A 26651-nucleotide genomic window follows, 5' to 3' on the forward strand; every position below is an offset into this window, starting at 1 on the left:
AGGGAGTTAGTGATGACTGCTCAGGTGACCTCCGAAGCAAGCCCCCCCCATATTCAGCAGGAAGCCGTACTGAGTGAAGTGCGTAACCGTATCGGTTACCTCACCCTCAACCGCCCCGCCGGTTTGAACGCCATCACCCTGGACATGGTGCGGCTGATGACTATTGAGCTACAGGCCTGGGCCGATGACCCGCTGGTATACGCCGTTGTGCTGCGCGGCTCCGGCGACAAGGCCTTTTGTGCCGGCGGCGATATCCGTTCCCTGTACGACAGTTTCAAAGGTGGCGACACTCTGCATGAAGACTTCTTCGTGGAGGAATACGCGCTCGACCTGGCCCTCCACCATTACCCCAAGCCGGTCCTGGCATTGATGGACGGCTTTGTACTCGGCGGTGGCATGGGCCTGGTACAAGGCGCCGACCTGCGCGTGGTGACCGAGCGCAGCCGCCTGGCGATGCCGGAAGTAGCCATCGGGTATTTTCCGGATGTGGGTGGGAGCTATTTCCTGTCGCGCATCCCCGGGGAGCTGGGAGTCTACCTTGGCGTCACCGGGGTGCAGATCCGTGCGGCGGACGCCCTGTATTGCGGCCTGGCGGACTGGTACCTGGACAGCGCCAGACTGACCGAGCTTGCGCAAAAGCTCGACAGCCTGCAATGGCGCGATTCTCCCCTCAAGGACCTGCAAGGCGTGCTCGCCCGGCTGGCCGTGCAGCAATTACCTGATCCGCCGCTGGCAGCCCTGCGTCCTGCGATCGACCATTTCTTCGCGTTGCCGGACGTGCCGAGCATCGTCGAGCAACTGCAGCAAGTCACCGTCGCCGACAGCCACGACTGGGCCCTGACCACCGCCGACCTGATGCAAACCCGCTCGCCCCTGGCGATGGCCGTGACGCTGCAGATGCTGCGCCGTGGGCGCCACCTGCGGCTGGAGCAGTGCTTTGCCCTGGAGCTGCACCTGGACCGCCAGTGGTTCGTGCGTGGCGATCTGATCGAAGGGGTTCGCGCCCTGATCATCGATAAGGACAAAAAACCGCAGTGGAATCCGCCAACGGTTCATGAGTTGGACGCCAGCCATGTCGAAAGCTTTTTTCGTGACTTCGTGCAGATTGAGAATTAAGCCATGCAAGATCTTGAATACACAGAAGAACAAGTGATGATCCGCGACATGGCACGTGATTTTGCTCGTGGTGAAATCGCGCCCCATGCCCAGGCCTGGGAAAAGGCTGGCTGGATTGACGACGCGCTGGTTGCCAAGATGGGCGAACTGGGCCTGCTCGGTATGGTGGTCCCGGAAGAATGGGGCGGTACCTACGTGGATTATGTGGCGTATGCCCTGGCCGTGGAGGAGATCTCCGCCGGTGACGGTGCCACTGGGGCCTTGATGAGTATCCATAATTCAGTGGGTTGCGGCCCGGTCCTCAACTACGGCACAGAGGCACAGAAGCACACTTGGTTGGCCGCACTCGCCAGCGGCCAGGCCATCGGCTGCTTCTGCCTGACCGAGCCCCAGGCCGGCTCCGAAGCTCACAACCTGCGCACCCGTGCCGAACTGCGCGACGGCCAGTGGGTGATCAACGGTGCCAAGCAGTTTGTCAGCAACGGCAAGCGCGCCCAGTTGGCGATTGTGTTTGCCGTGACCGACCCGGAGCTGGGCAAGAAGGGTATTTCGGCGTTCCTGGTGCCCACTGATACTGCGGGCTTCGTGGTCGATCGCACAGAACACAAGATGGGTATCCGAGCGTCGGACACCTGCGCCGTGACCTTCAACCAATGCGCGGTGCCCGAAGCCAACCTGCTCGGCGAGCGCGGCAAAGGCCTGGCCATCGCCCTGTCCAACCTGGAGGGTGGGCGTATCGGCATCGCCGCCCAGGCCCTGGGCATCGCACGCGCCGCCTTTGAAGCGGCGCTGACCTATGCCCGGGATCGGGTGCAGTTCGACAAGGCGATCATCGAACACCAGAGCGTGGCCAACCTGCTGGCCGATATGCAAACCCAGTTGAACGCGGCACGCCTGTTGATCCTGCACGCCGCACGCCTGCGCAGCGCCGGCAAGCCATGCCTGTCCGAAGCATCCCAGGCCAAGCTGTTCGCCTCGGAAATGGCCGAAAAGGTTTGCTCCAAGGCGATGCAGATTCATGGCGGGTATGGGTATCTGGAAGACTACCCGGTGGAGCGCTACTACCGGGATGCGCGGATCACGCAGATTTACGAAGGCACCAGCGAGATTCAGCGCATGGTCATTGCAAGGGAACTGAAGCACTACCCACTCTGACTGACACACAGGGGTAAAACTGTGGGAGGGGGCTTGCTCTCGATGGCGGCGGATCAGTCAATATCCTGGTTGACTGTCACACCGCAATCGGGGGCAAGCCCCCTCCCACATTGGATCTGCTGTGTTGTTGAAATCTGGATTACCTGCATTGAATATCGGCGCCTGGCCGATCATGCAGAACCACCCGCTCTGACTGACAACATAGGGGCAAAACTGTGGGAGGGGGCTTGCTCTCGATGGCGGCGGATCAGTCAATATCCTGGTTGACTGTCACACCGCAATCGGGGGCAAGCCCCCTCCCACATTGGATCTGCTGTGTTGTTGAAATCTGGATTACCTGCATTGGATATCGGCGCCTGGCCGATCATGCAGAGCTACCCGCTCTGCCTAATACACCGCGGGCAAAATTGTGGGAGGGGGCTTGCCCCCGATGGCGGCGGATCAGTCAATATCTTGGGGACTGTCACACCGCATCGGGAGCAAGCCCCCTCCCACATTTGGATCTCCATGGAAGGTGAGAATCTCGTTATTTGTCCTTGAACGCCGGCGTGCGCTTGGCCACGAACGCTGCCATCCCTTCTTTCTGGTCCTGGGTCGCGAATGCTGCATGGAATACGCGGCGCTCGAAACGCACGCCTTCGGACAGGCTCACTTCAAATGCGCGGTTTACGCTTTCCTTGACCATCATGCTGATCGGCACCGATTTACCGGCGATCAGGGTGGCGACTTTCAAGGCTTCGTCCAGCAGTTCGTCGGCGGGCACGATGCGCGCGACGATGCCGCAGCGTTCTGCTTCCACCGCGTCGATGAAGCGCCCGGTCAGGCACATTTCCATGGCCTTGGCCTTGCCCACCGCCCGCGTAAGACGCTGGGTGCCGCCCATGCCAGGCAGTACGCCAAGGTTGATCTCCGGCTGGCCGAATTTGGCGCCGTCACCGGCCAGGATAAAGTCGCACATCAGGGCCAGTTCGCAGCCGCCGCCCAGGGCAAAACCGTTCACGGCGGCAATGATCGGCTTGCGGCGGTTGGCCACGCGGTCGCTGTCGCTGAACAGGTCGTCCAGGTAGATCTGCGGGTAGGTCAGCTCGGCCATTTCCTTGATGTCGGCACCCGCCGCAAAGGCTTTCTTCGAGCCGGTCAGCACGATGCAGCCGATCTGCGGGTCGGCTTCCAGGCCGTCCAGCGCCTGGTTCAACTCGCTGACCAGTTGGGCGTTCAAGGCGTTCAGCGCCTGCGGACGGTTGAGGGTAATCAGCCCAACGCGGCCCTGGACTTCGAGCAAAATGGTTTCATAACTCATGTATCGGCTCCTTAAAGATTGCGTGAGATGACCATGCGCTGGATATCGCTGGTGCCTTCGTAAATCTGGCAGACCCGCACATCGCGGTAGATCCGCTCCAGCGGGAAGTCGCTCAGGTAACCGTAACCGCCCAGGGTTTGCAAGGCGGCCGAGCAGACTTTCTCGGCCATTTCGGACGCGAACAGCTTGGCCATGGACGCCTCGACCAGCGCCGGCTTGCCGCTGTCGCGCAAGGCTGCCGCGTAGTGCACCATCTGCCGGGCCACGGCAATTTGCGTGGCCATGTCCGCCAGGCGAAAGGCCACGGCCTGGTGTTCGACCAGGGCCTTGCCGAAGCTTTCACGCTCACGGGCGTAGTCGCGGGCCGCTTCAAATGCCGCGCGGGCCATGCCCACCGCTTGCGCGGCGATACCCACCCGTCCGCCTTCCAGGTTGGCCAGGGCGATCCGGTAGCCCTCACCCTCCTCGCCCAAGCGGTTGGCAAGCGGCACCTTCAAGTCTTCAAACAGGATCTGGCAGGTATCCGACGCGTGCTGCCCCAACTTGTCCTCGACCCGCGCCACGCTGTAGCCCGGCGAATCGGTGGGCACGATAAACGCAGTGATGCCGCGCTTGCCCCCCGCCGGGTCGGTCACCGCGAACACGATCACCACGCCGGCGTTCTGCCCCGAGGTGATGAATTGTTTGCAGCCGTTGAGCACGTAGTGATCGCCTTCAAGGCGCGCGCGGGTTTTAAGGCTGCTGGCGTCGGAACCGGCCTGGGGTTCGGTCAGCGCAAAGGCTCCAAGCATGGCGCCACTGGCCAGGGGTTTGAGGAACTGTTCTTTCTGGCGGTCGTTGCCGAACTTGAGGATCGGTACGCAACCTACCGAGTTGTGCACGCTCATGATGGTCGAGCAGGCGCCATCGCCGGCGGCGATTTCTTCCAGGGCCATGGCGTAGGCCAGGTAACCCGTGTCGCAGCCACCCCATTGTTCCGGCACCAGCATGCCAAAAAAGCCCAGTTCGGCCATCTCACCGATGGCCTCCCGGGGAAAGCGATGGTCGCGGTCCCATTCGGCGGCAAACGGTTTTAAGCGTTCCTGGGCAAATTGCCGGGCCGCGTCGCCGATTTGCAGGTGTTCGTCATTAGGCAGCATGGTCAGTCCTTAATACAGGCATTCAACGGCCATCGCGGTGGCTTCACCGCCGCCGATGCAGATCGCCGCAACGCCGCGCTTGAGGCCTTTCTGGCGCAGGGCCGAGAGCAGGGTCACCAGGATGCGCGCGCCCGAGGCACCGATCGGATGGCCCAGGGCACAGGCGCCGCCGTGCACATTGACCTTGTCGTGGGGAATTTCCAGTTTGCTCATGGTGACCAGGCTGACCACCGCGAACGCTTCGTTGATCTCGAACAAGTCGACATCCTCCAGGCTCCAGCCGGTTTTGCCCATCAACTTGCGGATCGCCCCAACAGGCGCGACCGGAAACAGCCCCGGCTCATCGGCAAACGCCGCATGCCCATGAATTACCGCCAGGGGTTTGAGGCCGCGCTGGCTTGCCTCGGATTCGCGCATCAACAGCAGCGCCGCCGCGCCATCGGAGATCGAGCTGGAGTTGGCTGCGGTGACCGTGCCGCCTTCGCGGAAAGCCGGCTTCAGGCTGGCGATCTTGTCCAGCCTGGCCTTGGGCGGCTGTTCGTCATGCAGGATGGTTTTCTGCTCTTTGCCGACAGTGACCTGCACCGGGACGATTTCAGCGGCAAAACTGCCGTGGGTGATGGCTTCCTGCGCACGCGTCAGGGAGGCAATCGCAAAGGCGTCCTGGGCTTGGCGGGTAAACCCGTTATGCTCGGCGCAGTCTTCGGCAAAGGTGCCCATCAGGCGGCCCTTGTCGTAGGCGTCTTCCAGGCCGTCGAGGAACATGTGGTCAAGGACCTTGCCGTGCCCCATGCGATAGCCGCTGCGCGCGCGGTCGAGCAGGTACGGCGCGTTGGACATGCTCTCCATGCCGCCGGCGATCACCACGTCGACACTGCCGGCGCGCAAGGCATCGTGAGCCATGATCGTCGCTTGCATGCCCGAGCCGCACATCTTGTTGAGGGTGGTGCAACGGGTGGATTTGTCCAGCCCGGCGCCCAACGCTGCCTGGCGTGCCGGCGCCTGGCCGAGGCCTGCGGGCAGTACACAGCCAAACAACACTTCGTCGACGGCGTCGGTGGCGATACCGGCGCGCTCGACCGCCGCACGAATTGCAGCGGCGCCCAGTTGCGGTGCGGTCAGGCCCTTGAGGTCGCCCTGAAACCCGCCCATGGGCGTGCGCACGGCGCTGACAATAACGATAGGGTCATTCATGAAGATGCCTCCTTACCTGGCTGCCATGCGCAAGGCGCCGTCGAGACGGATCACCTCGCCATTGAGCATGCTGTTTTCAATGATATGCCGCAGCAGGGCCGCATATTCGACGGGTTTGCCCAGGCGTGGCGGGAACGGCACGCCGGCGGCCAGGGCCTCGCGTACCTGCGGGGTCATGCCGGCCATCATCGGAGTTTCAAAGATGCCGGGGGCGATGGTCATCACGCGGATACCGAAACGTGCCAATTCGCGCGCGGCCGGCAAGGTAAGGCTGGCAATCGCGCCCTTGGAGGCGGCATACGCGGCCTGGCCGATCTGCCCGTCGAACGCCGCCACCGAGGCAGTATTGATGATGACGCCGCGTTCGCCATCGGCATCCGCGTCGGTTTCAGCAATCGCCGCAGCGGCCAGGCGCAACAGGTTGAAGCTGCCGATCAGGTTGACGTTGATCACCTGGGCGAAGCTGGTCAGGGCGTGCGGGCCGTCCTTGCCGAGAATCTTCTCGCCACGCACCACACCGGCGCAGTTGACCAGCCCGTGCAAACCACCAAAGGCGGCGACCGTGGCGTGGACGGCGGCTTCGGCCGCCGCTTCCTGGCTGATGTCCGCCACGGCGCTGCGGGCGTTGTCGCCCAGTTGCCTGGCGTTGGCGGCAACGGCGTCGGCGTTGAGGTCCACCAGCATGACCTTGGCGCCTGCCGCGATCAGCATCTCAGCAGTGGCCGCACCGAGGCCCGACGCACCGCCGCTGACCAGGAATACCTTGTTTTCAATCTGCATCACTGTTTCCTTTTGAACGGATCACGCCACGGCCGCCTGGGCCTTGGCTATTTCCTGATTACGCAAAATAAAGCGTTGCAGCTTGCCGCTGGGAGTCTTGGGCAGGTCGCTGACGAATTCGATTTCTCGCGGATACGCATGCGCCGCCAGGCGCTGGCGCACGTGCAGGCGCAACTCTTCGGCGAGCTCCGGGGTGGCGCGGTACTGCTCGTTGATCACCACAAAGGCTTTCACCAGTTCGGTGCGCTCCGGGCACGGCTTGCCGACCACGGCGGCCTCGATCACGGCCGGGTGTTCGACCAGCGCGCTTTCCACGTCGAACGGCCCCACGCGGTAGCCGGAGGTGGTAATCACGTCATCACTGCGCCCGACAAAACTGATGCTGCCGTCCGGGTTGAGCTCCACGGTATCGCCGCTGAGGTAGTACTTGCCGACAAAGGCTTTGGTTTTCACACCGTCGTAGCCTGCGAACCAGCACATCGGCGATTGCTCACGGTCGATGGCGAGAATGCCGGGCTGACCGGCAGGCAATTCCTGGTAGTCGTCATCCAGTACCACGATGCGATGCCCGGGCGAAGCGAACCCTGCCGCGCCGACATGCACCGGATGCGCCAGGCCGTGGTGATTGCACAGCACCATGCCCAGCTCGGTTTGTCCGTAGTGGTCGTGAATGGTCACGCCGAGGTTGTCGGCGAACCAGCGAATCACCTCGGGGTTCAAGGGCTCGCCGGCGCTGCTGACGATGCGCAACCGGCCCTTGATCGAACGGGCGAACTGCTCGCCGCCGGCAATCAATAGGCGATACGCGGTGGGCGAACCGGTCAGGTTGGTGATGCCGTACTTGTTGATGACCCGGCAGGTGCTTTCCAGGGTGAAGGGGCCATCGTAGAAGGTAATCGGATGCCCCATGGACAGCGGCCCGGTCACGCCAAAATAGATGCCGTAGGCCCAGCCCGGATCGGCCACGTTCCAGAATGCGTCTTCGGGGCGCAGGTCCACCGCGTCGCGGGTATAGGCCTGGAATGCGACAATCGCCTTGAGCGGTACCGACAGGGCTTTGGACGGGCCGGTGGTGCCTGAGGTGAACATGAGCAAAAAGGGCTCGTCCGCCCCCAGCAGTACGGGCTCGCAGGTATTGGAATATTGGGGCAGTTCGGCCCAGAAGCTGAAATCGCCGCGCACCAGGCCTTCGCCTTTGGCACCGGTGACCGTCACGATGGTCGGGCAGCCCTCCACGTCCGCGAGCTTGGGCCGATTCACCTCATCGGTGACAACCAGGGCGGCGCCGGAACTGTTCAGGCGATGCTCGATGGCCTTGGGCCCGAACGCGGTGAACAAGGGTTGATAGACCGCGCCGATACGCCAGGTGGCCAGGACCACCACCAGCAGTTCGGCCGTGCGCGGCAACAAACCGGCGACTTTGTCACCACGCTTGATGCCCTGCCCCAGCAGGAAATTGGCAAAGCGTGCGGCCTGGTCCTGCAAGTCGGTAAAGGTGACCGTGGCGCTGCGCCCGTCCTTGCCCTCCCAGAACAGCGCAATACGCCCGGGCAGTGCATGACGGTCACAGCATTCCACACAGGCGTTGAGGGCCTGCAGGTTGCCGGCCAGCGTCATGTCGACGGTGTGCTGGTAATCGAATTCGGTGGTGGCGGCCAGGTAATCACGCATCGCTTCGGTTCCTTGTGTGTTTTTTTGTTTTAAGGACACTTCCAAACCAGGTCAATCGCCTGCAAATAGTCGCTCCACAGCGCTGCCACCAGCAATGGTCAAAGCCGCCAACATGGCTGACTGGTTTGGCCAATCCGGTTTGACACTCGCCCTGCACTGGCCGAAGCTTGCGACTTTGTACCCGTACCCTGCCTTCGGACGCCTGCATGTCAAAGTCACGCCGTTACTCCATCATCGGCCTGTGCGCCCTGTTGTCGATTGTATTGATCACCTGGTTTTTCTCGCGCACAACGCCCGTGACCGCGCCCCCGGCGATTGCCCAGGGTTACTCCAAGGCCCTGAAGCAGGCGCGCAATGGCGAGCCGGGGGCGGCGCGGGTGTTGTATCAACAGCTGGGACGGCCGGACCTGTCACCCGAGCGGCGCGCCGCGCTGCATGCCGAGCTCCCCAACTACCCCAGCCCCCAAGCGCTGAAGCTGGCGGATAAAGACCTGGCCGATGCCTCGCCCGTGGTGCGTGAAGCGGCGATCCACAGCATTGTCGGCCTGGTGCCGACCGGCCAGCGCACCTTGCTGCTCGGCCCTGTACTGGACGACCCCGAACAGCAAGTACGCTTTGCCGCCGCCAACGCCCTGCTCGGCCTGTCGCCGGACACCCTGGGCCTGTATTTCGGCCCGCTGCAGCAAGTGCTCGACGAATTTGCCAAAACCCTCAAGGCCCAGCCCGAGACCGCCGAAAGCTGGATTCAACTGGCGCGCCTTTATATTCACAGCGCGCTGCTGCCGGATGCACAACATGCGCTGCAACAGGCCATGCGCCTGCAACCGGACAATCTGCAGGCGGTGGTGGCGCAGATCGAGTTACTGGACAAACAGGGCAAGACCGACGAATCGCGGCAGTTGCTCGCGCAGCAATTGGCGGCGCATCCGGAATCGGCCTACCTGCAACACGCCCTTGGCATGTGGCTGCTGCACCATGGCGAGCGCCCCTATGCCCTGCTCGGCCTATCCAAGGCGGTAGAACTCGAACCGGACAATCAGGATTACCGCTACGACCTGGCCACCACGCTGCACGACCAGGAGGAACTGGAGGCGGCCCAGCGGCAACTGGAGGACATCGTCCAGCGCCACCCGGCCAATCGAAAAGCGCGTGTGCTGCTGGTCAATTATTGGAAAGAAAGCGGCCAGTTGCAGAACGTCCAGGTACTGCTGGCACAGCTGGAGCAGCAGAACCCGGATGACCCGGCGCTGCAACAGGGTCTGTGACGGCCCTCCAAAAATGTGGAAAAAGTCACCAGGTTGCCTACAAATAATCCAAAACGTTGAACCGCCACAGGCCGATAGGGTCAAGTGAATATGGCGCGCCCAACGGCGTGCCCCGAACACGTACGTGACCTGAGGGCACTTCTTGTCTACATCAAATTCGCTTTTGAGTGAAAAGGCAGCCACCGGCATCGATGGTCTGGATGACATTCTTTCCGGGGGGCTATCGCGCAGCCATTTGTTCCTCCTGGAGGGCGAGCCCGGCACGGGTAAAACCACCGTGGCCCTGCACTTCTTGCAGGCAGGCGCGAAAAACGGTGAAAAGTCGCTGTATATCACCTTGTCCGAAACCGAACGTGAGCTGCGCCAAGGTGCCAAGTCTCATGGCTGGGACCTGGACGACAACATTCATATCTTCGAGTTGACCCCGCCGGAAAGCCTGCTCAACGCCGAGCATCAGCAGAGCCTGCTGTACTCCTCGGACCTGGAACTGGGCGAAGCCACGCGGCAGATTTTCGAAGTGGTCGAACGCGTCAAGCCCACCCGCGTCGTGGTCGACAGCCTGTCGGAGATCCGCCTGCTGGCGCAAAGCTCCCTGCGCTATCGCCGGCAGATTCTGGCGATCAAGCACTACTTCGTGCGCTATGACGCCACGGTGCTGCTGCTCGACGACCTGACTACCGAATCCCTCGACAAAACCGTGCACAGTGTGGCCCATGGCGTGATTCGCCTGGAAGAACTGACGCCCAGCTACGGTGCCGAACGTCGCCGTGTGCGGGTAGTGAAGTACCGGGGACAGAAATACCGTGGCGGCTTTCATGACTTCACGATCATGGGCGACGGTGTGCACGTGTTCCCACGCCTGGTGGCCGCCGAACATCGTGGCGGCTACACGCGCCAGACCATGAGCAGCGGTATCGCCGAACTCGATGCCTTGATGGGCGGCGGCGTCGAGACCGGCTCCAGCAGCCTGATCCTTGGCCCGGCCGGCACCGGTAAATCGCTGATTTCCATGGTTTTCGCCGCTGCTGCGGTAGCGCGTGGCGAAAAAGCCGCGCTGTTCATCTTTGACGAAGAGATGGGCCTGCTGTTCGAGCGCATGAAGAACATGGGCATCGACCTGGCTGCGCTGCAAGCCACCGGTAACCTGCTGATCGAACAGGTCGACGCGGCCGAGCTGTCGCCTGGTGAGTTCTCACACCGGGTACGTCGCTGCGTGGACGAAGGCGGCATCAAAACCGTAGTGATCGACAGTATCAACGGTTACCAGGCAGCCATGCCGGAAGAGAACGCACTGATCCTGCATATGCACGAACTGCTGCTGTACCTCAACCGGCGTGGCGCCGCGACCTTCATGACCGTCGCCCAGCATGGCCTGGTCGGTGATATGCAAACCCCTGTCGACATCACTTACCTGGCCGATACCGTGATCCTGCTGCGTTACTTCGAAGCGCTGGGCAAGGTGCGCCGGGCCATTTCCATTATCAAGAAACGCACCGGTACCCACGAATCGACGATTCGCGAATACCGCATCAGCAGCAATGGCATGACGGTCGGCGAACCTCTGGATAATTTCCAGGGTGTGCTGCGCGGCATTCCGATCTATATGGGCGCTGGCTCGCCTCTGCTCAAGGAAGAGGGAGTGTGACGTCTCTGTCTCCGGTGTTTGAACGCGCCATTATCCTCGCGCCTTTGGGCCGCGACAGCTCGTTGGCGCTGATGATGCTCAACGAAGCCGGTTATCAGGGTATGGTCGTCGGCAATCTCATCGATTTGTGTGAAGCGTTGAACGAGGGTGCCGGCCTGCTCATCGTTGCGGCTGAAGCCTTGCGTGGCGTGGATCTGGCCCCCCTGCTGGAGTACCTGCACCAGCAACCGGCCTGGTCCGACCTGCCGATTGTGCTGATGACCCATCACGGCGGCAGCGAGCAAAACGGCTCGTCGCACCTGAGTGGGTTGCTGGGCAATGTCACCTTCCTTGAGCGTCCGTTCCATCCCGTGACCCTGATCAGCCTGGTCAGCGCCGCCCTGCGCGGGCGGCGGCGGCAGTACGAAGCACGGGACCGCCTGCTCGACCTGAGTGCCAGCGAGTTGCGCCTGCAACGCACCCTGGAGTCCCTCGAGCAGCAGGTGGAAGAGCGTACCGCGCAACTGCGCAGCAATGAAGAAGCCTTGCGCCAGTCGCAGAAAATGGAGGCCGTCGGCCAATTGACCGGCGGCATCGCCCATGACTTCAACAACATGCTGACCGGCATCATCGGGAGCCTGGAATTGCTGCGACGACGTGTAGCGCGGGGCAAGCTGGACGATCTGGACGGCCTGATCGACCTGGGCGTCACCTCGGCCAACCGGGCCGCCGGCCTCACCCACCGCCTGCTGGCGTTCTCGCGCAGGCAGTCGCTGGACCCAAAGCCCGTGGAGATCAACCAATTGGTCACCTCCATGGGCGAATTGCTGCAACGCAGTATCAATGAAAGCATCTGCCTGCACATGCGCCTCAGCGACAGCCTGTGGACCGCCGAGGCCGACCCCAATCAACTGGAAAGCGCCCTGCTCAACCTGGTGATCAACGCCCGTGATGCGATGCCCAGCGGCGGCAGCCTTACGGTGGAAACCACCAACCGCCACCTCGACAGTGTTTTCACCGCCGCCTATGGCACCTTGAGCCCTGGCGATTACGTTGAGCTGAGCGTGAGTGACACCGGTTGCGGCATTCCGGAAAGCGTCATGGGCCGGGTGTTCGACCCGTTCTTCACCACCAAACCGATTGGCCAGGGCACCGGCCTGGGCTTGTCGATGATCTACGGTTTTGCCCGTCAGTCCCGTGGGCACGTCACCCTGCACAGCGAAGTCGGTATAGGCACCACCGTCAGCTTGTTCCTGCCCCGCTTTGTGGGAGAGATCGTCGCTGATGCCGTGGTGAACCCGGCCATGCTGCCGTTCGCTAATGACGGTGAAACGGTGCTGATCGTTGAAGACGACCCGGCTGTGCGGGTGCTCGTCAGCGCGGTACTCAAAGAGTTGGGCTATAGCTTTGTCGAAGCCGGTGATGCGAACACGGCGGTTCCGATCATCGAGTCAGAGCAGCGTATCGACCTGCTGATCAGTGATGTCGGGCTGCCCGGCATGAACGGCCGGCAATTGGCGGAAATCGGACGGCAGATCCGTCCGGACCTCAAGGTGCTGTTCATCACCGGATACGCAGAACACGCGGCTGTGCGGGGAGGTTTTCTGGACCCGGGGATGCAGTTGATTACCAAGCCGTTTACGTTCGATTTGCTGACAGCCAAGGTGCGGGAGATGATTCGGGCGTGAAAGTGTGAACCTTCCGCGGCACCGGCTGGCCTGCTTCATACTAATCTGCTTACGCAAACGTGGGGAAAAGTTGGAATCGAGCTGACGTTCAGGACACCAAGATACTACGCATACCCTGGAAAAAGGGCCTGGCTATTCTCTGGCATCCCGAGTGAGGCTCTTCATGACGCTGACTGTAAATCGCACTAACCCGAATTTCGTCTCCAGTTCTTTACGCGAAGACCAACCCGTCGACACACCTTCCCCCACCCAGATGGCGCCGAGCGATCGGTCGGCGCAAGCACAGGGTGACCATGAACTTGCTCTTTTATATGCAAACGCGTTAATGCAAAGTGCGCAGCGAGGTCAGCAAAATCCAGGGCACGAAGTCATTGGCCCAATACCGTCGCAGTCGACATATGGTCAATATCGTCAACAACTCAAAGCGCTTCTCGATGGCCCAGACTTCACTCGCTGGGCGAAATCGCAAAATGTCGATTTGTCCAAGCCCGTCAAGCTATTCCCACCGCGAGCAGGCAAGCCCGGTTACGCAGCCCTGAGCGTCAAGCCCGCACCGCCCGCGTCAGGTGGCGTCGCGGCCAGCCTGCACAGGCTGGTGACGCCTGAGCCTTCGACGAAATATTTCGGGGAGTCCACGCTAAAGAATTTTCATACGTTGCCTTTGTCATGGCCCCTCATCATGCAAGCCACTGAGCGGTTGGCAAATGGTTCTTTCTACGTCGATATGGATAACGGAAGATCCGTCTTCTTATCTCAAGTGGCCAGTTTTTATGGAGAAACCATCCCTTCCACCAAAGAGAGCGCCGTCGAGCGTGCCTCCCAGCTGAGGCAAAGTATTGCTTTCAGCGAGACGGTACACAGTCGACTCAATGCAGACGACGTCTTGGAGAGTCAGAAACAAGCGGCGGATATCAATAATTTATATGTGTTTCGTAACGCGCCTGATGGAAGATTCTTAGAAAACATTGAGGACGACAACGCTCGCGCGGAACGTGACACCCGGTTACCGAAGTCCCACCGCAATTACCGAAACCCGACGCAACACAAAAAGCGTATCAAGGGCCTCGTAGAGCGAACCCTAAGGGAAACCATGATGCCGATCGACTCCAAATCTTCCTATCGGCAGGAAAACGGTCTGGCGTCCGGCGAAAAAGTCAGTCTGATGCGCTTTATCGTGGACAACGGCTGGCCAGTACCTGCCAGTTTTGAAGAATTTAAAGAGCTTGGTATAAACGTGACTGCCGCGATACCAGCCGGCCCTCCAAACGGTAATTTCAGCGGCGCACTATCCTGGCCAGTTCCGCTCAGCCATCAGGATCAGGCAAAGCTTTATTTCCATCCTCTGCAAACATTGCCGGGCGTCGAGGAGCACGGGGTGTTTAAAATACTGACGCGCAACCAAAACTGGGACAAAACGGCTCTTTCGCACCCCCGCAGAATGCTCGAAGAAATCGTATCTTCACGCTCGGGCAAGGCGATCAGCGAGGACCTGCAAAGGGAATTCGGGGCGGTCCCGACGCCCGACTCGAACGCCGACTGGTTACTTGCCGCGCTTCACGCTTCGCTCGACAAAGAGTCCGTAGTCGACGGAACAGGTACACGCAATACGATTGCGGGCTTCCAACTGGACAAACCGGCGTATTACGGCGCGCCGATTTCCAAAATGACCGAGAAGTTAGCTGCTCACTTGCAAATCCAGGGCAAAGCGAGCGGTGAATGTGCCGAAGCCGCAGCGCATCTTCTGTTGTCACGGCGGGCGCCAGCTTATCTGGTTAAAGATATCCCTGATCGCGTCACGTCCAGTTGCCACTCCTGGGTCAGTCTGCAGGTCGCTGTAGCGCGGTTAGAGGCCGTGGCTCCCGGTTCGACTGCCTTGATGAGCTATGGCCAAGTGATGAGCCTGGCGACCCAGCCTCCCGACAGCCTGGAGGAGCAGGCAATCGAATATCAAGCTCAAACCAATGCGTTGAAAGACTGGGGCATCGCGCAGGGCCTGATTCCTTTCAACGCCCAGTACCAATACACCACAGCCCAGATGGATACAGTGCGCCTGGCCTTCTCAGAAATGATGAATGAGATCGGCGGTGCATCGGCAACCTTCTCAACCCCGATGCCCTCGCGACATGAGATGGCCAAGGACAATTTGCGCAAAGAGTATGGCGACGATATTGACTACGAACTTGAATGTTTCTATTCCACCAAAGATGACAAGGGTTTTCACTCGCTGATAGATCTCTACCTGCAAAGCGGCACAAGTAGAGATCTTGTCGAAGGTTGGTCGTCAAAGGATGCGCGACTGCCCACCAGCCTGATTCACCGCACCAATGCCTTACCGCCGATCAACCTTATGTTCGATCAAGTATTCGACGATTACGCAAAAAATATGGAGGCGGCCATTGCTGCACAAGTGAAGCACCTCATTTCTACGCTCCCCCTCTGGGATCGCAGGAACATTGAGTTCGGTAAGCTTGACGTGTTCAAGGATATCGAGATCAACGTGGATAACTTTCGCGGGGTCAAGAAAACACAGGTTCCAAGCAATCAGGCGGTCATGTTGGGCGTGGTAAACGACGGACACCGTCGGGTATACGAAGTTGACTTAGCGAAAAACAAAATTACTCAACGGCATGACTTGACTGAGGCAGTTCCAGGGTTCAAGAAGGATCGTCAGGATATGCGCGCTGGCTATACTTACCATGAATTTCCCACCCTCACACCTGCGGGCGACTTCGCATCGTCCATCATTGACGAAAAGCCACTCAGGACTGCCATTCCCACTAGTTTTGCCAGCGAACGGTCAGCCTACATCGCCGCTGCGTTGGTGAAAAATGCAGATACTTACGGTTATAAAGAGCAGGCCAAGGGGCTGTCGACCTTCGAAAGCAGGAAGCACTTCTACGAAAATTTTGCGAACCTGACCCTCAACCTTGTTCCTTTCTATTCTGCCATCAAAAATTTTCAAGAAGGGAATGTCATTGAAGGGCTGGTCGACCTCGCATTGGATGTGCTTAGCGTAGTGGTCGGTTTAGGGGCTGCTGGTAAAGGTATTAAAGCGTTAAAAGCTGGCACGTCAACATTTGCCGCAGGCGTTAAGACGGCACAGACTGTCGGGCGTGCGGCCCTTGGTGTACTCAACCCGCTGGACGGTATCGGCGGCGCGTTATCCAAGGTATCCAACCATTTGAAAAGAGGCCTGGTTTTCGAGTACAAAATGCTCACCCAGGGCTCGGACATCGGCGATTTGTTCAAGGGAGTGAAAAACATCGACGCTTCGGCAGTCGGCACGTTCAAATACAACAATGAATTCATGGAAGGACCTTCGGTTTTCAAAAACGATAATTGGTACGCGTACAATCCTGTTACCCGCCAACCCTACGGCCCTCCGTTGACTGATTTCATTCCTTCCATGCGTTTGAACGGCAAGCAATTAAATACTTGGACGCGAGCAAGCGATCCGGTCAGGGAAATCGATAATGCTGTTGTCGCAACCTGGAAACGTACTGTCGCCAAATACCGTGACGCCATGGACGCGACTCCGTTTGAACAGGGCTACAAGTTTGGTCTGCCATCAAATGTCCCTGGGCTGACGGCTTCAACCACTCTCGAAGACCTGATGAAACTTGCCGCCAGGGACGATATCACCGCCCAGCAAGTCGGGGTTCTGGTTAAGCACTACGACGACATAGCTATTAAATTTGGTCGAAAAGGCTCAGCCAGGTTCTTTGATTGCGTTGACCCTCACTTCGGTACTTTCCAGCCCATGCCGCAAGTTGTTTATCTTAGCCAGACAGGCCAGCTATCCAAGGGGCAAAGTGCCGCGCTTTCACGCGTTATGGCGAGTGCCGTTGCAGAAGGAAAGGAAGCTCAGTTATTGCAAAACATGATGGACGCCGCCGCTTTTCCCAAGGCCCCCGAGTCCAGAGAATTCATGCAACGTCTGAACACTCTGCAAAATAAAATCGACCTGCCGACCTTGTTTCGGGCAAATCAGCCTTTTGAGCAGCGTTCATATCGAAACATGGTCACGAATTTGGGTGAAGCGACCACTTCAAAGTCCATCATGATCGACTCTCCCGGTCATGCCATGGCCGCAGGCGTAAAAATCGATGCCTCCGGTAAGTCTTTCTATTTTTATGATCCCAATCATGGGCTTGCAAAATTCTCCAATGCCGAGGCCATGGAGGGAGCATTGCACAGGGTATTCACTGATAAACAACTGGGCAAGAACTATAAAACCCACAGCGTTGACCAGCATAATCTTGAGTTTAAGGTATTTGACCATAATGATGCCTGGCAGCGCGTAGTTAACGTAAAGAGCTCGGATATCAAGTCATTCTATGAGGCGCCCCTTCTCAATCCGAATACACAACCGATCCGGTATTTGGCACCACCGGTCAATGTTGTGCGTCACCCGATCAAAATAAAACCGCAGGCCACGCCCGATGACGTGCAGTCCATTGTTAATAGTCATGTCAACTTGACCAATGTGGGAGGACATAAAAAAAATATCTATTCAGGCTTGGTTTTTCGTGGGGATATGCGCCCGCCATTCAAAGTCGCCGCAGCAGATGCCGAACCCGGAATATTTGAAACCGGATTTACTTTACGTACGCCTATCAGTGATGTGCGGGAAGTCAGCGGTACGCGTGGCGGGTTTGGCGGAGGGCATGACGCTCTCGACCCCGACGGACGCGGGATTTCAACTTCGGTGTATTACAACAACAGTGGCGCCGGCGCTTATTATTATGGCGGGGATAAGGGTGGCCACACCTATGTTGTGGATGGCCGCAATATGGAGGGCTTTCATTTATACGCCAACCGGCACGCGGTTGAACACCCGACGAGTACGGCGGTCAGTTTAAAGCCCTGGGAGATCAACTACGGCAGCAATATTCCAGGCCACCGCATTATTGGCGCATTCGACTCATCTGGCAGCTTTATTTCCAATCCCGGTTATGCCGCGAAACAAGCATAGAAAGTGGCAGCCTGATTACACGACATAGGGTGCGGCGAAATCAGGCCAATAACCGCTGGATATGCTCCTGCAGCGTATCCAGGTCAAACGGCTTGGCCAGAATCGGTGCATTACGCGTAATCGGGCTGTTGCAGTCGAGGATTTCCTGCGGATAGCCACTGATAAAGATCACCTTCAATTCCGGCCTCACCTTGAGCGCAGGTTCAGCGATCTGCACGCCGGAAATGCCGCCAGGCAGCCGGTAATCCGTGACCATCAAGTCCAGGTGCGGCTTGGTCGCGAGGATTTCAAAGGCCTCTTTGCCATTAACCGCCTTCAATACCCGATAACCCAGGCCGGCCAGGTATTCACCCAGCACAAACATAATGGATTCGTCGTCTTCGACGATCAGTACGACATCTTGTGCATCTTCACTCATGGGAAGCCTTTGTCCAGTCGGTAGCTGGTGTTACGACCATGGGGTCACGTAGAGGTTGCGTCGAGCTGACGATTGATTTCATGCCGTTGCCTGCAGTGGCAGACAGACCCGAAACAACGCGCCCTCGCCTATCTGGCTTTCAACCTCGATGGTGCCGCCATGGGCCGCGACGATCTGTTCGGAGATGAATAGCCCCAGGCCCAGGCCAGCAGCCGCATGGCTGACGGAAACCCGCTCGAATTGCTGGAAAATGCGCTTCTGGTTCTCCTCGCTGATGCCGATGCCATGGTCGCGCACTTCCACGCAGGCCTCGCCATGTTCTGCATACACCCGCACTTCGATCGGGCTCTTGGCGCCGTAGCGCAAGGCATTGGTCAGCAGGTTGGTGACGACCTGCTCGATGCGAAACTCATCCCAATTACCCTCGACCGGCTCGTCAGCCAGAAATTGCATCGACGATTCGGCGGCGGCGACCTGCGGCTCGAAGTTATGCACCAGGTTGCGCACCAGTTGCGCCAGGTCGAAGCGCGCCGGGCGTATCGACAGTTTGCCGGTGCGGATACGCGACACATCGAGCATGTCTTCGATCAGGCGGATCAGGCTCTTGATCTGGCGTTCATCGCGGTCGACCATCGCGTGCATCTTGTCCAGGGTGAACGCCGCCGCGTTGTCCCGGGCCAGGTGCATTTTGCGCAGCTGGGTTTCCAGGATCAGCCCGTTCAGTGGCGTACGCACTTCGTGGGCGACGATCGACATGAAGTCATCGCGCATGCGCACTGCCTGCTCCAGCTCGGCCTGGGTGGCCTGCAGGCGCGTGAGCAGCAGCTCCTGCTCGCGGCGGCTGCGCTCCAGGGCTTCAACCTGCAGCTTCATCGCCTTGCTCTGGCGGTACAGGTCAACGAATACGTTGACCTTGCTTTTCACCGCGTGGATATCCAGCGGCTTGTGCAGGAAGTCCACCGCGCCGCTTTCATAACCCTTGAAGGCGTAATTGAGTTCGCGGCCGGCGGCACTGACAAACACAATCGGGATGTTCTTGGTCTTTTCGGTGCCGCGCATCAGTTCGGCCAGCTCGAAACCGTTCATGCCAGGCATCTGCACGTCGAGGATCGCCATGGCGAATTCATGTTCCAGCAACAGGGACAATGCTTCGTCGGCACTCAATGCCTTGAATACCTGGCGGTCTTCGCGCTTGATCAGCGCTTCGAGGGCCAGCAGGTTTTCCGGCAGATCGTCGACGATCAGCAGTTTGGCCTGGACAGTACTTAACATGGGGAGGGTTCCAGGGAAGCCAGCAATGAGCCAATGCGGCTCAAGGAAAGAATATGGTCGGGTGTGTGCAGCGCCAGCGCGGCCAGGGGCATCACGGCAATCCGGGCCTCGACGGGGTCTTGTACAACGGTCGTGCCGCCCGATTGCTTGACATAAGCCAACCCGCGCGCGCCGTCCTGGTTGGCGCCGGTCAGCAGGATCGCGAGCAGGCCTCTTGCGTAGGCATCGGCGGCCGAGGTGAAGAGAAAATCGATGGCCGGCCGGGAATGGTGCACGCGGTCCTCCTGACTCAACGACAAGCTGCGGTCCTGTTCCACCGACAGATGATAGCCGGGACCGGCGAAATACAGGGTGCCCGCCTCGATCGACTCCTTGTCCCGCGCCTCCTTGACCGGAATGCGCAAGCGCCGCGCGAAGACTTCGGCCAACTGGCTGCGACGTTCATCCGGCAGGTGCAGCACCGCAATGATCGGCAGGCCGAACGTGTCCGGCAACGCGCCAAAAATACTCAGCAACGCCTCCACGCCGCCGGCGGAAGCGCCGACGACGATGGCTTCAATCCCGTGAATCGGGGGGCTGGCGGCATCGCTCATGATTTGCGGTAGATCCGTTCCTGTTTGACCAAGGGTTCGAATTGCTTGCTGTAGGCTGAAAAATCCAGGGTTTCCTTGCTGCCCAACACCAAGAAGCCGCGATGACACAGCGACTCATGAAACAACCCAAACGCCCTGTCTTGCAAGTTTTTATTGAAGTAAATCAGTACGTTGCGGCACGAAATTAATTGAGTTTCTGAGAATACACTGTCGGTAGCCAGGCTGTGGTCGGCGAACGTGACGTTCTCGCGCAAGGTCTTGTCGAAGATCGCATTATCGTAAGCTGCGGTGTAGTAGTCGGCAAATGAGCGTTGGCCGCCGGCCTGCTGATAGTTGGCGGTGTAGGCGCGCACGTTCTCCAGGGAGAAGATGCCCTGCTTGGCTTTGTCCAGCGAGGCCGGGTTGATGTCGGTGGCGTAGATGATGGTGCGCTCGAGCAAGCCTTCTTCGCGCAGCAGGATCGCCATTGAATAGACCTCCTCGCCGGTGCTGCAGCCGGCGATCCAGATCTTGATCGACGGGTAGGTCTTGAGCAACGGCACGACTTCCCGGCGAATCGCCAGAAAGTGCGACGGGTCGCGAAACATCTCGCTCACCGGGATGGTCAGGAACTGCAGCAATTGCATGAACGCCGCCGGGTCGTGCAGCACGCGCTCCTGCAGCGCGGAAATGGTCGCACAGTCGAACTGGCGCAAGGCATGGGCCACGCGCCGCTTGACCGACGCGCCGGAGTAATCGCGAAAGTCGTAGCTGTACTTGAGGTAAATCGCCTCGATCAACAGGCGCAGCTCAATGTCGCTGCTTTTGTCCAAGAAACTTCGCTCCACTTAAATGCGTTCCATCTTGGGTAACCACACGCGAATCAACGAGAACAGACGGTCCAGATCAATCGGTTTGGCCAGGTAATCGTTGGAACCTGCCGCCAGGCAACGCTCCTGGTCATCTTTCATGGCCTTGGCGGTAACGGCAATGATCGGCAGCTTTTTCCAGCGCGGGTCCTGACGGATCAGCGCGGTCGCTTCGTAGCCATCCATCTCCGGCATCATCACGTCCATCAGCACCAGGTCGATATCATCGACCTCATTGAGCTTGTCGATGGCTTCACGGCCATTGCGCCCGATCACCACCACGGCGCCTTTATGCTCCAGGGCACTGGTCAGGGCAAAGATATTGCGCACATCGTCGTCCACCAGCAGGATCTTGCGCCCTTCGAACACCTTGTCACGGCTGCGCGCGGTCTTGAGCATCTTCTGGCGGTCATGGGACAGCTGGGATTCGACTTTGTGCAGAAAGAGTGTGACCTCATCGAGCAGGCGCTCCGGGGACCGCGCGCCCTTGATGATGATCGAGCGCGAATACTTGCGCAGCTCGGCTTCTTCGTCGCGTGTCAGGTTGCGCCCGGTATACACGATCACCGGCGGGAACGAGCAGATATCCTCGGTGGCCATGCGCTTGAGCAGCTCGTTACCGAGCATGTCCGGCAGCTTGAGGTCGATGATCATGCAGTCGTAGACGTTGGTGCGCAGCAGGTCCAGCGCCGCCTGGGCGTAGCCGACATCGGTGATTTCAATGTCATCGTCGCCGATCAGACGGGCGATGCTGTCACGTTGCAGGTCGTCGTCCTCCACCAGCAGTACCCGCTTGACCTTTTGCGTCAACTTGGCTTCCAGGCGCGCGAACACGTCCTTGAGCTCTTCACGGGTGGTGGGTTTGACCGCGTAACCGATGGCGCCCATGTGCATGGCGGCTTCGACGCGGTCTTCCACGGAGATCACATGCACCGGAATGTGCCGGGTATTGGCGTGCTCCTTCAGACGTTGCAGCACCGTCAAGCCGGAATGATCCGGCAGGCGCATGTCCAGCAGGATCGCGTCGGGGATGAATTCTTCGGCCAGGCTGTAGCCTTCGTCGGCACCGTGGGCGACCAGGCAGTTGTAGCCCAGTTCGTGGGCCAGGTCGAAGAGGATGCGCGCGAAATTCGGCTCATCTTCCACCACCAGGATGGTGCGGGTGGTGAATGGCGCTTTGTCGCGGTCATCGGCAAAGCGCGGGATCGGTTCGGCATCGGCCGCCGGCAGCGACGCAACCTTGACGGGCATCGGCGCCGGTACCGCCACGGCTTGGCGTGGGGCTTCGATCGGCGCGGCATCTTCGCCGCGTTCGACATACTGCTCCGGCAAAACCAGCGTGAAGATGCTGCCCTTGCCCGGTTCGCTGGTTACGCTGATGTAGCCACCCAGCAAGGTTGCCAGGTCACGGGAAATGGACAGGCCCAGGCCGGTGCCGCCGTAACGGCGATTGGTGGTGCCATCGGCCTGGCGGAAGGCTTCGAAGATGCTTTCCTGTTGGTCCTGGGCGATACCTATGCCTGAGTCGCGCACGGTAAAGGCGATGCCCTCCCCCGGCGCCCGGGATACCGACAGGCTGACCTGGCCCTGTTCAGTGAACTTGATGGCGTTGGACAGCAGATTCTTGAGGATCTGCTCCAGACGCTGGCGGTCGGTGAACAGCAGGGTCGGTGAACCTGCCTGCACATCGATCTGGAAGCCCAGCTTGCGGTCCCTGGCCAGCGGTTCGAACATGCCGCGCAGGCCGTCCACCAGGCGCTCGACGCTGGAATTTTCCGGACGCACTTCTAACTTGCCGGCTTCTACCTTGGAAATGTCGAGAATGTCGTTGATCAGGTTGAGCAGGTCATTGCCGGCCGAATAGATCGACTCGGCAAACTTGACCTGTTCGGCACTGAGGTTTTCCTGGGGGTTCTCGGCCAGCAACTTGGCCAGGATCAGTGAGCTGTTAAGCGGCGTGCGAAGCTCGTGGGACATGTTGGCCAGGAATTCGGACTTGTACTTGCTGGAGCGTTGCAACTCATCGGCACGGTCTTCCAGTTCCAGCTGGACCCGGTTGAGTTCGACGTTCTTGCGGTCCATGGCGTCGCGCTGTTCGGCCAGGGTCTGGGTCTGTTCGGCCAGTTGCTCGTTGGTCTGCTCAAGCTCCGCCTGCTGGGTTTCCAGGTGCGCCTGGGACTCCTTGAGGATGCGTGACTGTTCCTCAAGCTCTTCGTTGGCGGTCTTGAGTTCTTCCTGCTGCACTTGCAGCTCTTCGTTGAGCTGCTGGGTCTCGGCGAGGACTTCCTGCAAACGCTGGCGATAACGCGCGGCTTCGATGGACGTACCGATATTGTCGGCGATCAGCTCCAGCAGCTCGACGTCGCGTTCTTCCAACGGGCGCAGGAAGCCCAGTTCGATCACGCCGTTGACGCGGTCGTCGTCGCTGGTCGGCACCACCAGTACGCTGCGGGTGGTGCCCTCGCCCAGCCCCGAGCTGACCTTGAAGTAGTCCACCGGTACATCGTCCAGGCGGATCAGGCGATCGAGCTGGGCGGCCTGCCCTACGATGCCTTCGTCGCTGTAGATCGACTGTTCCAGCTGCGCCTGTTCGCGGGAGAAGCCGTAGGTGGCGACCCGCCGCAGGCCACCGTGCTCTTCGCGCACATACAACGCCCCCACGGCTGAGCCCATGTATTGAGCGAAGAACTGCAGGATGTTGCGGCCCAGCAGGTTCAAGGTCAGTTGGCCGAGCACCTGTTCGGCCAGTTCGGTTTGGCCATTGCGCAGCCAGGCCTGCTGCTCCAGGTGTTTGGCAATCTTCTTTTGCGACGCGAGGTTTGCGCTGTAACTGTTTGAAAGTTCGAGTAAATTCTTCCGACCGATATACGCGAGAACGCCGCTTAGCCCGAGCACAAACACCAGGTACAGCGTAACGCTGACCACTGTGGTGCGCGTGACCTCTTCGTTGCGGGTAATACGGAACTGCTGTTCCATCGTTACCGCGTCGTCATATTCCTTGCGAATCTCGTCGGTCAGGCGCTTGCCCCGGCCCGCCTTGACCGCGCCACGGTAATCGCCGCTGCTGCGCTGCAATTCAATCATCGACTGCGCGTACTTGTTCCATTCCACTTGCAGCGCTTCCAGGCGCTTGAGACGGTCGACCTGCTGCGGATTGTCGGCAACCAGTTCCTGCAAATTGCGCAGGTCGGCAATGATCCTTGGCTTGGCCACTTCATAGGGGTCGAGAAAATGCTCGTCGCCGGTGATCAGGAAACCGCGCATGCCGGTTTCCAGGTCGACCGTCAGTTTGGACGATTCATTGAGGTTGTTGAGCACCCGATCGGTGTGCTCCACCCACCGAATCACCGACAGCAGGTAGGTGATCAGCACCACGAAAAACACCGCGCTGAGCACACCCACACCCAGTGGCAGGGCCACGTTACGGCTCAGGAGTTTGCGGAAGCTCTTTTCATCAACTGACGACGCGGGATTCATGGGCATGCCTTGGCCAAGTGCGGAAAAACCGGGAGTTTGCCCCAAAGTGACGATCAAGACCATTTTTCTGGGACGTTTTTGTACAGATTCCTACAGCAGAACAGGCTATTCTGCCTGGTCTTTTGTACTGCATTGTTTTAACGCCCTGGGAACTTGTGGATAGCCCGCGCTTACTCAAGTACAGGCCTGTCAGACTGGCCAGCGTTAAACACTCGTCTTTTTTTGGGAAAGCCTTCTATGTCCGCAATTGTCTCCACCATCCTTGTTGTCGAAGACGACGCTATCGTGCGCATGCTGATCGTCGATGTGCTTGAGGAGTTGGAGTTCACGGTGCTTGAGGCTGCCGATGCTGCAGAGGCGCTCGAATTCGTCAAGGCCGAGGACACTCATATCGACCTGATGATGACGGATGTCGGCTTGCCGGACATGGACGGCAAGCAACTGGCAGCCCAAGTGCGCGAACTGCGCCCCACCCTGCCCATCCTGTTCGCCAGCGGTTATGCCGAGAACATCGATGTGCCCGCCGGTATGCAGGTGATTGGCAAGCCGTTCTCGATCGACCAATTGCGCGATAAAGTCAAATCGATGTTGCCCTGAACATCCCGCGTTCTTTTGCAGGTTTTAACGTGACGTGCGGCAAAGAAAACAGGAAACTCAGCGCCTGCATTTCCTCGTCAGTCAAAAGATCTCTGGAAGGACGCTACAACATGATTGGACAACCTGCGCGCCTGGTGTTGGCGAGCCTTTCGATACTCCTGAGCAGCGGCGCCTGGGCCGACTTCACGGCGACTCCTGCCCAGGCCCGGGCCATTGCCAAGGAAGCCTACTTGTACGGCTATCCCGTGGTGGAGATGTACAAGACGCTCTACACCCAGGCTGTGGACAAAGGCGGGGCCAATTTTAAGGCGCCGTTCAATCGCATCGGCAACACCGCGCAGGTCTTCACCCCCAAGGACACCGCGTTCACGACCCCGAACTCGGACACGCCCTACTCCTTCGTCTGGATGGACCTGCGCAGGGAACCCCTGGTGCTGACCCTGCCCAAGGTCGAAGACAACCGTTACTACTCGGTGCAATTGCTCGACCTCTATACCCAGAACATCGCCTACCTGGGCACGCGCAGCACCGGCAACAACGGCGGTCACTACATGATCGCGGGGCCTGACTGGAAGGGTCAGCAGCCGGTCGACATCGACCGCGTGGTCTACAGCGAGAGCAATATCGCCTACGCCCTGTATCGCACACAGCTGTTCGATGAAAAAGACCTGGGCAGGGTCAAGCAAATCCAGAACGGCTATAAAGTGCAATCGCTGAGCAGCTACGTGAAGCAGGCGGCCCCGGCCAACGCGCCGAAAATCGAGTGGCCCAAGCCGATGGCGAACATGAGCGACAGCCCGCAGCTGTTCCGCTACCTGAACTTCATGCTGGCTTTTGCCGCGCCCCAGGACAGTGAAAAAGACCTGCTGGCACGCTTCGCCACCATCGGCATCGCCCCCGGCGCGCCTTTCAAGCTGAACCAACTGAGCGCCGAACAGCGCAAAGCATTGGAAGACGGGATTGCCGATGCCAAGGCTGAGTTCGCCACCTTCAAGAAAGACAAGATCGATACCCATCAAGTCCCCAGCGGCGAGTTGTACGGCAGCCGTGACCGCCTGAAAAACAATTACTTCTACCGTTATGCTGGCGCCAACCTGGGTATGTTCGGCAACTCCACCGACGAAGCCGCTTACTTCACCTGGTTCGATGATAGCGAAGGCAAACCGGCCAACGGCGCACGCCGCAGCTACACCGTCCATTTTGCCAAGGACCAACTGCCGCCGGCCGATGCGTTCTGGTCGCTGACAATGTACGACGCCAAGACCAAATTGCTGGTGCCAAACCACAAGAAACGTTACCTGATCAACTCACGCATGCTGCCCGGTCTCAAGCTGGACGCCGACGGTGGCCTGACCCTGGCCCTGCAGCATCATGAGCCCCCGAAGGCCGAACAGAGCAACTGGCTGCCCGCCCCGACCGGGCCGTTCTTCGCAGTGCTGCGTATTTACCTGCCCAAGCCCGAAGTCACCAGTGGCCAATGGAAGTTGCCGCCGCTGACACCGCTCAAGTGAATGCACGGCGGGCAGCGATTCACCTATG

General features: G+C 59.4%; 18 protein-coding genes. 8 read left to right on the top strand and 10 right to left on the bottom strand.

The genetic code is table 11. The annotated features are described in order from the left end of the window. The first annotated feature begins 12 nt into the window (after positions 1-12). Together BOP93_RS12965 and BOP93_RS12970 are read left to right on the top strand one after the other, a co-directional pair. The gene (locus BOP93_RS12965; RefSeq protein ID WP_104502942.1) at positions 13-1116 is read left to right on the top strand and encodes an enoyl-CoA hydratase/isomerase family protein; all 1104 of its coding nucleotides are present in this window, start codon (positions 13-15) and stop codon (positions 1114-1116) included. 3 nt (positions 1117-1119) lie between these two features. Continuing rightward, positions 1120-2271, top strand: coding sequence for an acyl-CoA dehydrogenase family protein (locus BOP93_RS12970; RefSeq protein ID WP_104502943.1), 1152 nt, complete (start codon positions 1120-1122; stop codon positions 2269-2271). 526 nt (positions 2272-2797) lie between these two features. Here the strand turns inward: BOP93_RS12970 and BOP93_RS12975 are convergent. The 5 genes from BOP93_RS12975 to BOP93_RS12995 are packed head-to-tail and all read right to left on the bottom strand — an operon-like array spanning position 2798 to position 8355. Further along, complete coding sequence (locus BOP93_RS12975; RefSeq protein ID WP_065884299.1) at positions 2798-3571, bottom strand: enoyl-CoA hydratase; 774 nt, start codon at positions 3569-3571, stop codon at positions 2798-2800. Positions 3572-3582: 11 nt separating this feature from the next. Then, the gene (locus BOP93_RS12980; protein WP_104502944.1) at positions 3583-4710 is read right to left on the bottom strand and encodes an acyl-CoA dehydrogenase; all 1128 of its coding nucleotides are present in this window, start codon (positions 4708-4710) and stop codon (positions 3583-3585) included. A gap of 9 nt (positions 4711-4719) precedes the next feature. Then, positions 4720-5904, bottom strand: a complete 1185-nt coding sequence (locus BOP93_RS12985) for an acetyl-CoA C-acyltransferase (protein ID WP_104502945.1) — start codon at positions 5902-5904, stop codon at positions 4720-4722. A 12-nt stretch (positions 5905-5916) separates the two neighbouring features. Beyond that, a complete protein-coding gene (locus BOP93_RS12990) occupies positions 5917-6684 on the bottom strand; it encodes an SDR family NAD(P)-dependent oxidoreductase (protein ID WP_104502946.1) in 768 nt (255 codons plus the stop codon). A gap of 21 nt (positions 6685-6705) precedes the next feature. Further along, entirely contained in the window at positions 6706-8355 is a 1650-nt protein-coding gene (locus BOP93_RS12995; protein WP_104502947.1) for an AMP-binding protein, read from the bottom strand. Between the two features lie 206 nt (positions 8356-8561). Between BOP93_RS12995 and BOP93_RS13000 the strand changes: the two genes are divergently transcribed. The 4 genes from BOP93_RS13000 to BOP93_RS13015 all read left to right on the top strand — a co-directional run bounded on the left by BOP93_RS13000 (position 8562) and on the right by BOP93_RS13015 (position 17907). Further along, positions 8562-9620 (top strand): tetratricopeptide repeat protein, encoded by a 1059-nt coding sequence (locus BOP93_RS13000; RefSeq protein WP_104502948.1) that lies wholly within the window; start codon positions 8562-8564, stop codon positions 9618-9620. A gap of 142 nt (positions 9621-9762) precedes the next feature. Next, positions 9763-11265: an ATPase domain-containing protein gene (locus tag BOP93_RS13005; protein ID WP_104502949.1), complete on the top strand. Its 1503-nt coding sequence runs from the start codon at positions 9763-9765 to the stop codon at positions 11263-11265. Beyond that, positions 11262-12932 (top strand): response regulator, encoded by a 1671-nt coding sequence (locus BOP93_RS13010; RefSeq protein ID WP_104502950.1) that lies wholly within the window; start codon positions 11262-11264, stop codon positions 12930-12932. Before BOP93_RS13005 ends, BOP93_RS13010 begins: the two co-directional genes overlap by 4 nt. A gap of 163 nt (positions 12933-13095) precedes the next feature. After that, positions 13096-17907, top strand: coding sequence for a hypothetical protein (locus BOP93_RS13015; RefSeq protein ID WP_104502951.1), 4812 nt, complete (start codon positions 13096-13098; stop codon positions 17905-17907). Between the two features lie 40 nt (positions 17908-17947). Here BOP93_RS13015 and BOP93_RS13020 read toward each other — a convergent pair whose 3' ends face one another. From BOP93_RS13020 to BOP93_RS13040, 5 genes are all read right to left on the bottom strand, one after another. Further along, complete coding sequence (locus tag BOP93_RS13020) at positions 17948-18325, bottom strand: response regulator (RefSeq protein ID WP_017528049.1); 378 nt, start codon at positions 18323-18325, stop codon at positions 17948-17950. 78 nt (positions 18326-18403) lie between these two features. Beyond that, positions 18404-19597 carry a hybrid sensor histidine kinase/response regulator gene (locus tag BOP93_RS13025; RefSeq protein WP_104502952.1) on the bottom strand — a complete coding sequence of 398 codons (1194 nt, stop codon included), beginning with the start codon at positions 19595-19597 and terminating at the stop codon, positions 18404-18406. Continuing rightward, entirely contained in the window at positions 19591-20190 is a 600-nt protein-coding gene (locus BOP93_RS13030; protein ID WP_104502953.1) for a chemotaxis protein CheB, read from the bottom strand. Before BOP93_RS13030 ends, BOP93_RS13025 begins: the two co-directional genes overlap by 7 nt. Continuing rightward, positions 20187-21017 carry a CheR family methyltransferase gene (locus tag BOP93_RS13035; RefSeq protein ID WP_170827544.1) on the bottom strand — a complete coding sequence of 277 codons (831 nt, stop codon included), beginning with the start codon at positions 21015-21017 and terminating at the stop codon, positions 20187-20189. Before BOP93_RS13035 ends, BOP93_RS13030 begins: the two co-directional genes overlap by 4 nt. Continuing rightward, complete coding sequence (locus BOP93_RS13040) at positions 21018-24515, bottom strand: response regulator (protein WP_104502954.1); 3498 nt, start codon at positions 24513-24515, stop codon at positions 21018-21020. It lies immediately after the preceding gene. Positions 24516-24752: 237 nt separating this feature from the next. On the opposite strand from BOP93_RS13040, the gene BOP93_RS13045 reads away from it, so the two are divergent. Further along, positions 24753-25112, top strand: coding sequence for a response regulator (locus BOP93_RS13045; protein WP_104502955.1), 360 nt, complete (start codon positions 24753-24755; stop codon positions 25110-25112). A 110-nt stretch (positions 25113-25222) separates the two neighbouring features. After that, complete coding sequence (locus BOP93_RS13050) at positions 25223-26623, top strand: DUF1254 domain-containing protein (RefSeq protein ID WP_104502956.1); 1401 nt, start codon at positions 25223-25225, stop codon at positions 26621-26623. Positions 26624-26651 lie beyond the last annotated feature (28 nt).

The sequence above is a fragment of the Pseudomonas orientalis genome (assembly GCF_002934065.1).
Classification (GTDB): domain Bacteria; phylum Pseudomonadota; class Gammaproteobacteria; order Pseudomonadales; family Pseudomonadaceae; genus Aquipseudomonas; species Aquipseudomonas orientalis_A.